The sequence below is a fragment of the Burkholderia sp. Bp9015 genome, from assembly GCF_003853505.1.
In the GTDB taxonomy this organism is placed as follows: domain Bacteria; phylum Pseudomonadota; class Gammaproteobacteria; order Burkholderiales; family Burkholderiaceae; genus Burkholderia.
Window position 1 is genome coordinate 33,250 of record NZ_QTPZ01000053.1, and the last position, 11,483, is coordinate 44,732.

The 11,483-nt window shown below is 67.2% G+C and carries 12 protein-coding genes; 7 read left to right on the forward strand and 5 right to left on the reverse strand.

What is annotated here, in order from left to right; genetic code table 11:
• Positions 1–75: 75 nt before the first annotated feature.
• Positions 76–999, reverse strand: a complete 924-nt coding sequence (locus DIE12_RS35115) for a recombination-associated protein RdgC (protein ID WP_124523859.1) — start codon at positions 997–999, stop codon at positions 76–78.
• A 242-nt stretch (positions 1,000–1,241) separates the two neighbouring features.
• Complete coding sequence (locus tag DIE12_RS35120) at positions 1,242–2,159, reverse strand: LysR family transcriptional regulator (protein WP_124523845.1); 918 nt, start codon at positions 2,157–2,159, stop codon at positions 1,242–1,244.
• 138 nt (positions 2,160–2,297) lie between these two features.
• Between DIE12_RS35120 and DIE12_RS35125 the strand changes: the two genes are divergently transcribed.
• The 3 genes from DIE12_RS35125 to DIE12_RS35135 all read left to right on the forward strand — a co-directional run bounded on the left by DIE12_RS35125 (position 2,298) and on the right by DIE12_RS35135 (position 4,776).
• Positions 2,298–3,062: an SDR family NAD(P)-dependent oxidoreductase gene (locus DIE12_RS35125; RefSeq protein ID WP_124489416.1), complete on the forward strand. Its 765-nt coding sequence runs from the start codon at positions 2,298–2,300 to the stop codon at positions 3,060–3,062.
• 83 nt (positions 3,063–3,145) lie between these two features.
• Positions 3,146–3,853 (forward strand): pirin family protein, encoded by a 708-nt coding sequence (locus DIE12_RS35130; RefSeq protein WP_124523847.1) that lies wholly within the window; start codon positions 3,146–3,148, stop codon positions 3,851–3,853.
• A gap of 242 nt (positions 3,854–4,095) precedes the next feature.
• Positions 4,096–4,776 (forward strand): GntR family transcriptional regulator, encoded by a 681-nt coding sequence (locus tag DIE12_RS35135; RefSeq protein ID WP_044847167.1) that lies wholly within the window; start codon positions 4,096–4,098, stop codon positions 4,774–4,776.
• Between the two features lie 142 nt (positions 4,777–4,918).
• Here the strand turns inward: DIE12_RS35135 and DIE12_RS35140 are convergent, their stop codons facing one another.
• Positions 4,919–5,113 carry a hypothetical protein gene (locus DIE12_RS35140; RefSeq protein ID WP_124523848.1) on the reverse strand — a complete coding sequence of 65 codons (195 nt, stop codon included), beginning with the start codon at positions 5,111–5,113 and terminating at the stop codon, positions 4,919–4,921.
• A 557-nt stretch (positions 5,114–5,670) separates the two neighbouring features.
• On the opposite strand from DIE12_RS35140, the gene DIE12_RS35145 reads away from it, so the two are divergent.
• The 4 genes from DIE12_RS35145 to DIE12_RS35160 all read left to right on the forward strand — a co-directional run bounded on the left by DIE12_RS35145 (position 5,671) and on the right by DIE12_RS35160 (position 9,731).
• Complete coding sequence (locus tag DIE12_RS35145; protein WP_124523850.1) at positions 5,671–6,657, forward strand: TRAP transporter substrate-binding protein; 987 nt, start codon at positions 5,671–5,673, stop codon at positions 6,655–6,657.
• Entirely contained in the window at positions 6,654–7,229 is a 576-nt protein-coding gene (locus DIE12_RS35150; protein ID WP_124523851.1) for a TRAP transporter small permease, read from the forward strand. The genes DIE12_RS35145 and DIE12_RS35150 overlap by 4 nt, the downstream gene beginning before the upstream one ends.
• Before the next feature lie 4 nt (positions 7,230–7,233).
• Positions 7,234–8,586: a TRAP transporter large permease gene (locus DIE12_RS35155; protein WP_124523853.1), complete on the forward strand. Its 1,353-nt coding sequence runs from the start codon at positions 7,234–7,236 to the stop codon at positions 8,584–8,586.
• A gap of 320 nt (positions 8,587–8,906) precedes the next feature.
• Complete coding sequence (locus DIE12_RS35160; RefSeq protein WP_124489385.1) at positions 8,907–9,731, forward strand: alpha/beta fold hydrolase; 825 nt, start codon at positions 8,907–8,909, stop codon at positions 9,729–9,731.
• A gap of 98 nt (positions 9,732–9,829) precedes the next feature.
• On the opposite strand, the gene DIE12_RS38855 is transcribed toward DIE12_RS35160, so the two are convergent.
• Together DIE12_RS38855 and DIE12_RS35165 are read right to left on the reverse strand one after the other, a co-directional pair.
• Entirely contained in the window at positions 9,830–9,958 is a 129-nt protein-coding gene (locus DIE12_RS38855) for a hypothetical protein (RefSeq protein WP_260427357.1), read from the reverse strand.
• A gap of 140 nt (positions 9,959–10,098) precedes the next feature.
• Positions 10,099–11,166, reverse strand: coding sequence for a porin (locus DIE12_RS35165; RefSeq protein WP_124523854.1), 1,068 nt, complete (start codon positions 11,164–11,166; stop codon positions 10,099–10,101).
• Positions 11,167–11,483: the final 317 nt, after the last annotated feature.

Here is an 11,483-nt window from a genome sequence, read left to right on the forward strand (position 1 = left end):
CCCGACAGGTCGCGTCAGCGCGAAGCCGCGCCGTAGCGCCGTAGCGCGGCGACGATCCTCGACAGCCGACGAGGTTCAGGCTGCCGCCGCGATTTGAACCGAGTCTTGCCGCTCGCCACCCAGGATATCGACGAGATCGGTCAACATCCGCGCCAATTCACCCGTCATCAGCGTGACATCCGAGTCGAAGCGTTCGTCGTCGTTCTGCGCGGTAGGATCCGACGCCTCCTTGATCACGTCGAGCGGCGTGACACGCTTGATCGTCAGCGACGGCGTCAGCACGAAGGAGATGCGGTCATTCCAGGTCATCGCGAGGCGCATGCATTGTTTGCCGGCCTCGATGTGCCGGCGCATGTCGTTCGCCTCCAGCGCGTGGCCGACGTATCGCACCGTGGCGCCACCTTCGCCGCTCGAGCGCAGCTCGGCGTCCTGATCCACGGTGAATCCGCCCGGCGCCTCGCCGGACAGCAGCCAGTCCGTCATCGCGGCGACCGGCGACAGCGCCACCTGGACGCCGGTGAGCGGCAATTGATCGATCGATTTGACGAGCAGGCCGCGAACGTCGTCGGCAAGTGCCTGTGCGGCCGCATCGATGACGAGCCAGCCGTTCACCGTATCGATCCACACGCGGGTATCGCGGCGAATGGTGAACGCGCGCGGCAGCAGTTCGTCGGTCACCTGCTCCTTGAGTTCGCGCAGTTGTTTTCGCCCGACCTTGAAACCCTGCTGCTCCTCGACCTCGAGCGCCCGGGCCTTGGTCACCTGATTGACGACCGACGCCGGGAGCAGCTTCTTTTCGGCGCGAAACGTCAGCAGCATCTGCCGGTTGATCGAATACACGAGCGCGCCGTCGTCACGCGGCGACGCCCATCCCGAGCGCTGCATCTCGACGCTGGTGCCCGGCTGAAACGCGTGGGGCGCCAGCCATGCTTCCATCTGATCGGGGGTAACGGCCCACGGTGCCGGAAGACGGTGAAGCTGAAGATTCTTGAACCACATAGGCGTGCGGGCAAAGCGCGTCATTCTATATGACGGTGACGTCTACCGGCCAGAAGCGCCGGTCGGGATGCAACATCGGCAGGCCGCTTCGATAGCTCGAGCGGCCGTTCGTCGTCGTGTCGTCAAGCGGGTTGCGCCGCCGAGAATGCGTGTGCCGCGGCCATCGTATCCGGTGCTTCGCGCCACACCGTCATTGCATGAATGCAATGACGAAACGCCGGCTGATCGACCGTGCCGACGCATCATTTCGGCCATCGCCAGGTCGGCTCGGAAAGGTGCTCGGCGAGATAATCCGACAGCGCCGCGACTTTCGCGGGCCGCGCGCGCGCCGAGGGCGTGACGAAGTAAATGCCGCCCTTCGTCAGCGACCAGTCGGTCAGGATCGCTTCGAGACGACCGTCGGCCAGGTAATCGCCGGCGATGAACTCGGGCAGTTCGGCAATCGCCAGTCCGGCGAGCAGCGTGGGCAACAGCGCATCGGCGTTCGTCACGCGCAGCGGGCCCGTCGGCATCACCGGCTCTTCTTCGCCTGCGTCGTTCGTGAAGCGCCATACGGCGCTACGCGCGCGGTATGCGTACGAGAGACAAGGACGATCCGCGAGTTCGCGCGGATGGGCGGGCCGTCCTTCACGCATCAGATATTCCGGCGACGCCACCACGAATTGCGTCACCGCGCACAGCCGCCGCGCGACCAGCGACGAGTCCGGAAGCGCGGCGATCCGCAGCGCGGCGTCGAACCCGTCGGCGACCAGATCGACCGACGCATCCGACAGATGCAGGTCGATCGACACTTCCGGATACGCGCGAAAGAAGCCCGGCAGCAGCGGCGCGACCCAGCGCAGGCCGTACGACATCGGCACGGCCAGACGTACCAGCCCGCGTGGCCGCACCGACATTTCGCGTGCCGAGCTTTCCGCCTCCTCGGCCTGGCGATAGATCTCGCCGGCTTTCTCGCTGATCGTGCGGCCGAACTCGGTGAGCGAGAGCTGACGCGACGTGCGATTGAACAGCCGCGCGCCCAGCCGGTCCTCCAGGCGGGCCACGCCGCGCGAGACGGTCGCGACCGACACGCCGGTCGCGCGCGCCGCGGCGGCAAACGAACCGTGCTCGGCCACCTTCGCGAACATCGCGAGCCCCTCGAAATCGGGTAGTTGAGCCATCTTCCCTCATCTTTTCATTTCTGCAACGTTTGTTTGCAATCAATTCTATTTCGAAAAGATGAGGCCGTCGATATTCTCCTCACATCGCAGTACGCGATGCAACGAAACCCCCACCGACCCAACGAAAGGAGCAATACCATGGCACGCAAACTCGACAACAAGATCGCACTCGTCACCGGCGCAACCAGCGGCATCGGTCTCGCCACCGCCCAGCGCTTCGCGGCCGAAGGTGCGCACGTCTATCTCACCGGCCGCCGACAGGCCGAACTCGATGCCGCCGTGAAGGGCATTCGCGAAGCCGGCGGCAAGGCGACCGGCGTACGTTCGGATTCCACCAAGCTCGATGAGCTCGACGCGCTGTATGCGCAGATCAAGGAAGAACAGGGCCGCCTCGACGTGCTGTTCGTGAACGCCGGCGGCGGCTCGATGCTGCCGCTTGGCAGCATCACCGAAGCACACTACGACGACACCTTCGAGCGCAACGTGAAGGGCGTGCTGTTCACGGTACAAAAAGCGCTGCCGCTGCTTGCCGAGCGTGCCTCGGTGATTCTCACCGGCTCGACGGCGGGCAGCGCGGGCACCGCGGCGTTCAGCGTGTATTCGGCTTCGAAGGCAGCGGTGCGGGCCTTTGCACGCAGCTGGATTCTCGATCTCAAGGAACGCGGCATCCGCGTGAACACGATCAGCCCGGGCGCGACCCGCACGCCTGGCCTGCTCGATCTCGCCGGCGACGATGCCGCGCAGCGCCAGGGTCTCGCCGATTATCTGGCTGCCCAGATCCCGATGGGGCGCCTCGGCGAGCCTGGCGAGATCGCGAGCGCGGCGCTGTTCCTGGCCTCGGACGACGCGAGCTTCGTGAACGGCATCGAATTGTTCGTCGATGGCGGCCAGCAGCAGATCTGAGCGCAGCCACGGCGCGCGGGTGCGGAAGACGCCGTCTGCGACGATCGCGATCCGCGCCCGGCGTACTCGAACCGGGCTCCGTCATGATTGAACATCGGCCATTTCTTGCGCTTGGCGCAATCCGGCGCGGCCGTGTCGACATTCGCCAGCATTTCCGCATCGGCGAATCCGGGCGCGCCGACGATGCGCCGCTCGGTCCGCTCTACATGTGGAGCGACGTCGAATTCGCGCCGCGCTCGGGCCTCGGCCCGCATGCCCACCGCGACGTCGAGATCGTCACGTGGGTGCGGTCGGGCGCCATCACGCATGAAGACGACGCAGGCAATCGCGTGCGTCTGGTCGCCGATTCCGTCCACGTGACGAGTGCCGGCACGGCGATCCATCACGCCGAGCGCAACGACGAGAATATGCCCGCGCGGCACTTCCAGATCCGGCTGCGGCCGCGCACACCTGCCGGTACACCGCGCTGTGCGACGCGAGTCTGTTCGCCCGGATGTCGCGAGGGCCGATTCGTGACGCTGGCGAGCGGCGATCCGGAGGATGTCCGCGCCGGCGCGTTGCCCGTTCATGCCGATGCACGCGTGCGTATCGCGACACTGCGTGAAGGCACTGCGTTGCGGCACGCGTTGCCGATGCCCGGTTCCGCTTATCTGGTTGTCGATCATGGCCGGCTGGACGTAGGGCCGATCAGGCTGGCACGACGCGATGGCGTTGCCGTTCGCGATGAAACGTGGCTCATGTTGCGGGCGCGGGACGACACGGACGTCATGATCGTCGAGCGCTTATGCTAGGGCGCATGCTCGATCAGCGCGCGGCCGCAGCCTGGTTCATTGCCGTGCCGACTTCGAGAAAGCGCGCCGGTGAGCGTCCGGTGCCGTATTGCGGGAACACCGGACGTCGATGCCGACGTCGCCTGTGGTGGCGACCGCCGACGCTCGGCCGCAAGGCCGCTCTGCTAATATCGTAGAAAGTATGCAATATCCAGCGCCGCGTCGGCGCTTGCCTGACCGCCATCCCCAGTCCGAACCGCAACATGAACGAGAAACGCCCCGCTCTTGTCTACGCCACGCGCGCCGAAGCCGCAGCGAATGAACTGCGCCGCCGCATCCTGACGGGGGAATACGTCGACGGCTACCAGCTTCGCCAGGATGCGCTGGCGACCGAACTCGGCATCAGCCGGATCCCGCTGCGCGAAGCGCTCGTGCAGCTCGAGAGTGAAGGGCTCGTGAAGATCCTGCCGCACAAGGGCGCGATCGTGTCGGAGCTGTCGCCGGAGGACATCACCGAACTGTTCGAATTGCGCGCGCTGCTGGAGCCCGTGCTGCTGAAAAAGTCGATTCCGAAGCTGACCGCCGAGGATTTCGCGCGGCTCGATGCGATCCTCGACGAATACAGCGCGGTGCTGCACGCGAGCCAGTCCGGCCGCTGGGGCGAACTGAACACCGAGCTTCATCATCTGCTGCTGTCGCGCGCCGACCAGCCGAAGACGGCGGCGATCGTCGCGTCGCTGCTGCAGCAGACCGACCGCTACACGCGCGTGCAGCTGTCGCTGTCCGAGGCTGCGCGCGACGTGGCCGAATCCGAGCACGCGGAGCTCGTCGCGCTGTGCCGCAAGGGCGATGCGCGCGCGGCGGCGTCGCTGCTCAAGCGCCACATCGAGCATGCGGGCGGCGAGTTGAATGCGTTTCTGCGGGACCGGCGGCTCGGGCGTTGAGGTCTTTCACGCGCCGCGCGCCGCGCGGATACCCGATTCCGGTCGATCGCGGCGTTGCAGCGCGGTCGCATGCGATCCGTGGCCCGTCCGGGCGCCGCACGGCGCCGAAGGCGGCCTGCACGCATCGCTTCCGTTTGACCGTCTAGCCGCCGCCGATCCCCTGCAGTACCTTACCCGTCCCTCCGCACACCGCGCATGGCTGTCCTTCGACCATCCCGGTGCCGCGACACACGCCGCATAGATCCTCGCCGACGGCCGGCGCATCGGGCGGCCCTTCGTCGCCCGGATTCAACGGCGTGTCCTGACGCTGTCCCGCCGGCGTTCTGGTCGTCTGCATCGCACACCTCCTTGCGTGTTTCCGATGTCGCGGCAAGCGCGCATCGCGCGTGCCTGCCGCGACGGCATGCGCCGTGGCCGACGCGCGGTGCCGCCAGCACGCGTGAGCAGGCACGCCGGCAACGATGACGCGACGCACCGCATGACTGCGGGGCATCGTCGTCGTCACGTCCTCATTACAACGACGGCGGCCACGTCGAACCGGCCATCGCCGACGGCAGTCAGTCATCCTACGACTGTAGAAATAGAAACGAAAGAGAGTATCCGGCTCCGGAAAACGACACGGCACCGCGCCGGCTCAAATGCAGCCCCATTTCCGGAAAACGTTTCGCCGGCTACGTGCTGAACTGAGAAGGCTTTTCCCTTCGCCTCGCCGAAAACCCGCTACAGAAGCGCCTATAGGGTATGCACCAAGTGAGTTAAACGATTAACCGACGTACATTCGCTTCCACACGTCATACAACGTATGACTGCGATTCAGTGGAGGCCGTGCCCCGACTGATGCGCAAGCCGCCCGGATCGCCGCCAGACGACGAACAACCATCAAGGAGACTGACGATGAAGCACCGATTCACCCGCTCCCGTACCGCCCTGGCCGTCGCGCTCATGGCCGGCTTCGCGGTGTCCGCGCAGGCCCGCGTGTTCCGCTCGGCGGACGTGCACGGCGACAGCTTCCCGACCAACATGGCGGTCAAGTACATGGGCGACGAGCTGTCGAAGCTGACGGGCGGCAAGGACTCGATCAAGGTGTTCGGCAACAGCGCGCTCGGCTCCGAGAAGGACACGGTCGACCAGGTGCGGATCGGCGCGATCGACATGGCGCGCGTGAACGGCGCGTCGTTCAACGAGATCGTGCCGGAGTCGCTGATCCCGTCGTTCCCGTTCCTGTTCCGCGACGTCGACCATTTCCGCAAGGCGATGTACGGCCCGGCCGGCCAGAAGATCCTCGACGCGTTCGCGGCGAAGGGGATGATCGCGCTGACGTTCTACGAGAGCGGCGCGCGCTCGATCTACGCGAAGCGCCCGGTACGCACGCCGGCCGACATGAAGGGGCTGAAGGTGCGCGTGCAACCATCGGACCTGATGGTCGACGAGATCAAGGCGATGGGCGGCACGCCGACGCCGATGCCGTTCGCCGAGGTCTACACGGGCCTGAAGACGGGCCTCGTCGATGCGGCGGAAAACAACCTGCCGTCGTACGAGGAAACCAAGCACTTCGAGGTGGCGCCCGACTACTCGGAGACGCAGCACGCGATGACGCCGGAAGTGCTGGTGTTCTCGAAGAAGATCTGGGACACGCTGTCGCCGCAGGAACAGGCCGCGATCAGGAAGGCAGCATCCGATTCGGTGCCGTACTACCAGAAGCTGTGGACCGCGCGCGAGGCATCGGCGCAGCAGACGGTGACGAAGGGCGGCGCGAAGATCCTGCCGGCCGCGCAGGTCGACCGCGCGGCATTCGTGAAGGCGATGCAGCCGCTGTGGGCGAAGTACGAGAAGACGCCGCAGATGAAGCAGATCGTCGACGAGATCGAGGCCACCAAGTGACCCGTCGCACTTCCCTGAACGGCGCGGCGGCCGTGGGCGCATCGGACGCGGCCGCGGACGGTGCGGCGCCGTGCCGGCCGCATGCGGCGGCGCCGCGCCTGCGCTGCATGAACGACCTGTTGTTCCGCGCGCTGGCCGTGGTCGCGTCGCTGTGTCTCGCCGCGCTCACGGTGCTGGTGTTCTACGCGGTCGTGATGCGCTACGCGTTCGAGAACGCGCCCGACTTCGTCGAGCCGATCGCGCTGCTGCTGGTGATCGTGATCGCGATGTTCGGCGCGGCGATGAAGGTGCGCGACGGCGGCCACATCGGCCTCGACTCCCTCGTGCGGCGCCTGTCGCCGGGCCCGCGTACCGTGGTGATCGCGATCCAGCACCTGAGCCTGATCGCGTTCGCGATCGCGATCATGGTCGGCTGCGGCAGCATGGCCGCGGAGACGATGGGCGACCGCATTCCGATCATCGGATTGCCCGAAGGCGTGCGCTACCTGATCACGATTCCCGCGGCGATCGCCATCATCCTCTTCTCGCTCGAGCACCTGCTCGCGCTTCGTCGTTCTTCGTCGGGACAATAACGCCATGGAACTCGCGATCCTGTCCGTCAGTTTTCTGGTTTTCCTCGTGCTCGGCGTACCGGTCTCGTTCGCGCTCGGCATTTCCTGCGTGCTGACCTACCTGGTCGAAGGGCTGCCGATCGCGACCGCGATGCAGGCGATGATCTCGGGGATGAACGCGTTCTCGTTCCTCGCGGTGCCGTTCTTCATCTTCTCCGGCGAGCTGATGCTGCACGGCGGCATCGCGGACCGGATCCTGCGCTTCGCGCAGGCCACCGTCGGCCATTTCCGCGGCGGCCTCGGGATGGCCAACGTCGTCGCGTGCACGCTGTTCGGCGGCGTGTCGGGTTCGCCGACGGCCGATACCTCCGCGATGGGCGGCGTGGTGATTCCGCTGATGAAGCGCGAAGGCTACAGCGCGGCTTACGCGGTCAACGTGACGACCCACGCGTCGCTCGCCGGCGCGCTGATGCCGACGTCGACCAACATGATCATCTACGCGTTCGCCGCGCAGGGGATCACGGGCATGCTGCACGGCCAGCCGGTGAGCGGCGTGTCGATCGGCGACCTGCTGTTCTCCGGCCTCCTGCCGGTGCTGTGGGTGATGGGCTTCGTGCTCGCGGCCGCATACTGGCAGGCCGTGCGCCACGGCTATCCGCGCCGCGAGGACGGTTCGTCGGCGCTGCCGTCGTTCCCGGGCTGGTATGCGGTGCTGCGCAGCTTCGTCGGCGCGGTGCCGGGCCTGATGGTGATCGCGATCATCCTCGTGTGTGTCGCGAAGGGGATCGCGACCGCGACCGAAGCCGCCGCGATCGCCGTCGTGTACTCGCTCGTGCTGACCGCGCTCGTCTACCGGACGCTGACGGCCGGGAAGCTGCGGCGCGCGCTGTCGCATGCGGCGCGCACGACGGGCGTCGTGCTGCTGCTGATCGCCGTGTCCAACATGCTGCGCTTCCAGATGTCGTACCTGGAGATTCCGGATGCGATCGAAGGGCTGCTCAAGCAGTCGACCGCCGCGCCGTGGCTGATGCTGCTGTACATCAACATCATCCAGGTGTTCCTCGGCACGTTCGTCGACATGGCCGCGCACATCCTGATCACGACGCCGCTGTTCCTGCCGATCGCGATGGCATGCGGCGTCGGGCCGGTGCAGTTCGGGATCATGCTGCTGCTGAACTGCTCGCTCGGCCTCGTGCACCCGCCGATCGGCTCGGTGCAGTTCGTCGGCTGCGCGATCGGCAACGTGTCGATCGGCGAGACGACGAAGATGGCGTGGCCGTATTACCTCGCGATCTTCAGTGCGATCAACATCGTCACGTACATGCCGTTCTTCTCCACCTGGCTGCCGAGCCTCATCAGCGGGCACGCGGTGTTCTGAGCGCGCGTTTCGCCCGTCGCGGCGCCGGACGATCCGAGGTCGTCCGGCGCCGCAGTCACGTCGGCGGTTGCTTCACGCGCGGCGTGGCGCGCCATCGCGGCGGCCGCACCTGCGCCGGTCGCGTCGCGCGATCGGTGTCGTCCCGGCCGCACGGCGCAAGTGCGCGATGCGATGCGTCGCGGCACGCGCGGCAGTCACCCGCAACGGCGGCAACCTGTGCGATGATTCGCCGCTTCGCGTTCGTCGCAGAACGCCGCGGATCGCGACGCCCGTTGCCGGGCCGCCGCTCACCGCCCACCGCATTGACATCCGGAGACGACATGCCCGCACACATCGTTCATGGCAGCACCCTGCATTACCAGGATCACGGCACCGGATTTCCGGTGCTGTTCGGGCACAGCTATCTGTGGGATGCCGCGATGTGGGCGCCGCAGATCGACGCATTGTCGAGCCGGTATCGCGTGATCGTGCCGGACCTGTGGGGACATGGCGCGTCGGGCCCGCTGCCTGCCGGCACGCAGACGCTCGACGATCTCGCCGCGCACGCGAGCGCGTTGCTCGATGCGCTGGAGATCGGGCAGTGCGCGGTCGTGGGGCTGAGCGTCGGCGGGATGTGGGGCGCGCGGCTCGCGTTGCGCGAACCGCAGCGCGTGCGCTCGCTCGTGCTGATGGATGCGTCGCTCGAGGCCGAACCCGACGCGACGCGGCTGCGCTACTTCGGGATGCTCGATGCGATCGCCGCCGCCGGCTGCATCGCGCCGCCGCTGCTCGATGCGATCGTGCCGCTGTTCTTCCGGCCGGACGTGAACCTGGCCGACCCGGTGCCGCGCGCCTTTCGCGCGGCGCTCGCGAACCTGCCGGCCGACCGGCTGCGGGAATCGATCGTCCCGCTCGGCCGGCTGATCTTCGGGCGGCCGGATACGCTCGCCGCACTCGCCGGGCTGGATGCCGAACGCACGCTGCTGATGTGCGGCGCGGGCGACATGGCGCGCCCGCCGTCGGAGACGGTGAAGATGGCGAGCGTGATCGGCTGCCGCCATGCGCTGGTGCCGGACGCCGGCCATATCTCGAACCTGGAGAACCCCGCGTTCGTCACGCGGATGCTGCTCGACTGGTTCGACGAGCAGCAGCTCGCGGCGGGCTGAACGCCGCACGCGATGCCGGCGGCGGGCGCCGCGCGGCATCGCGTGACGACGCAACGACTTGCGTTGCGACGTGGCCGCGGCAATGCGACGTTACCGCGTCATGCGCGTTCGCCGACCGGCGTGAACTGGCGGTCGCGCACGCGGCCCGCGTCGGCACCGCGGCGGATCAGGTCCTGCGCCTCCGCACGGCTCGCGACGCACGGTGACGGGCGGGTGGAGCTTCGCATGTGCATCCGCATGTGCATCCGCCCGCAACGGAAGTCGCGCCGAAACCGGATGCATCGCTGCAGGCCGGCTTCGGCGAAAAACGATTCGGAGTGCGAATGCATCGGGGCGGTGGTTCGATGCAGCCTCCACCGCCCGTGCATCAGAACATGTGGCGGATCCCGAGGTTCGCGCCGACGGTCGTGCCGGTGACCGCGTAAAGCGCGTTGGTGATCCCCAGCCCGGTGTTCATCGCACCGTGGTTGTTGACCATTGCGACCTGCGCGTACAGCGCGGTCGCCTTCGACAGGCTGTAGGTCGTGCCGATCGCCGCGAGCAGCGAGTGATTGGCCGTGTCGTTGCGATCGCTGGTGAACCAGACGCCGCCGTTCAGGTCGACGGCCGGCGTCGCCTGATAGTCGAGGCCGCCGCCGTACACGTTGTTGCTGAACGAGCCGCCGACCTTGTAGCTCGTGAACGACGCCTTCGCGGTGACCGGGCCGAAGCGGTAGGCGGCGCCGATCGTGCGCCCGACGAACGCGACGGTGCTCGGCGTCGGCGTCGGGTTGGTGCCGTCGTTGCCGTCGTAGAACGCGGCGTCGATCATGAAGCCGTCGCGCTCGTACTTGAGGCTCGCCGAATACTGGCGGCCGGCCTGGAAGTCGCCGGCCTTGCCGCCGAACGCGAACATCGCGCTGCCGGTGAGGCCGGCGATCGTCGGGCTCGTGTACGACACGGCGTTCGGGTTGAACAGGCCCGTCACCAGCACGTTGTCGACGTAGTTGATCAGCCCGCTGCCGAAGTGCGAGAAGCTGCGCGGATCCGAATCGAAGATCGCGAGCAGGAACGGCGAATACTGCACGCCGGCCTTGACCGTGCCGAACCCGCCGTCGAGCCCGACCCACGCCTGGCGGCCGAAGAAGTTGCCGTTCGAATGCGCGAACGCGCCGTTGGTGACGGCGAAGCCGCTCTCGAGCTGGAATTTCGCCTTGAGGCCGCCGCCGAGATCCTCGGTGCCGGTCATCCCGAACGTCGTCGGCGTCATGCCGGTGTCGGTCATCGCGAACTGATGGCCGGCGTTCGCGCCGGTGGCGGCGTCGCGTGTCTTGCTGGTGTACAGCAACGCGGCGTCGAGGTTGCCGTACAGCGTCACGCTGCTCTGCGCGAAGCCGCTGCTGCTGGCCAGCGTGCCTGCCAGCGCCGCGCAACCGATCACGATTCTGCTTTTCATTGAGGTGTCTCCAGTGTTGTTGTACGTCGATGCATCGAACAAGGGGATGCGGCGGATGCCCGCGTGGCGGTGTCCGTCGCATGAGCCGCGCACGCAGGGTGGGGCGCGGCGGGACGCACGTGCGCGGCCGGGTGGCGGCCGCGTGCGACGCGTTCAGGGCGGGGATGGGCGCCCGAACGCGCGTGTGTCGACAGTGTCGGGTGCGGCCGGTGCCGGCCGCGTCATTCAGAGAGACCGGTTGAGCTGCTCGAGGATCGCCGGGTTCTCGAGCGTGGACGTGTCCTGCGTGATCGCCTCGCCCTTCGCGAGCGAGCGCA

Bases quoted from the DNA above. Each gene is read 5' to 3' on its own strand.
- DIE12_RS35115 (WP_124523859.1), bottom strand. From the start codon at position 999: ATGTGGTTCAAGAATCTTCAGCTTCACCGTCTTCCGGCACCGTGGGCC.
- DIE12_RS35120 (WP_124523845.1), bottom strand. From the start codon at position 2,159: ATGGCTCAACTACCCGATTTCGAGGGGCTCGCGATGTTCGCGAAGGTG.
- DIE12_RS35125 (WP_124489416.1), top strand. From the start codon at position 2,298: ATGGCACGCAAACTCGACAACAAGATCGCACTCGTCACCGGCGCAACC.
- DIE12_RS35130 (WP_124523847.1), top strand. From the start codon at position 3,146: ATGATTGAACATCGGCCATTTCTTGCGCTTGGCGCAATCCGGCGCGGC.
- DIE12_RS35135 (WP_044847167.1), top strand. From the start codon at position 4,096: ATGAACGAGAAACGCCCCGCTCTTGTCTACGCCACGCGCGCCGAAGCC.
- DIE12_RS35140 (WP_124523848.1), bottom strand. From the start codon at position 5,113: ATGCAGACGACCAGAACGCCGGCGGGACAGCGTCAGGACACGCCGTTG.
- DIE12_RS35145 (WP_124523850.1), top strand. From the start codon at position 5,671: ATGAAGCACCGATTCACCCGCTCCCGTACCGCCCTGGCCGTCGCGCTC.
- DIE12_RS35155 (WP_124523853.1), top strand. From the start codon at position 7,234: ATGGAACTCGCGATCCTGTCCGTCAGTTTTCTGGTTTTCCTCGTGCTC.
- DIE12_RS35160 (WP_124489385.1), top strand. From the start codon at position 8,907: ATGCCCGCACACATCGTTCATGGCAGCACCCTGCATTACCAGGATCAC.
- DIE12_RS38855 (WP_260427357.1), bottom strand. From the start codon at position 9,958: ATGCGAAGCTCCACCCGCCCGTCACCGTGCGTCGCGAGCCGTGCGGAG.
- DIE12_RS35165 (WP_124523854.1), bottom strand. From the start codon at position 11,166: ATGAAAAGCAGAATCGTGATCGGTTGCGCGGCGCTGGCAGGCACGCTG.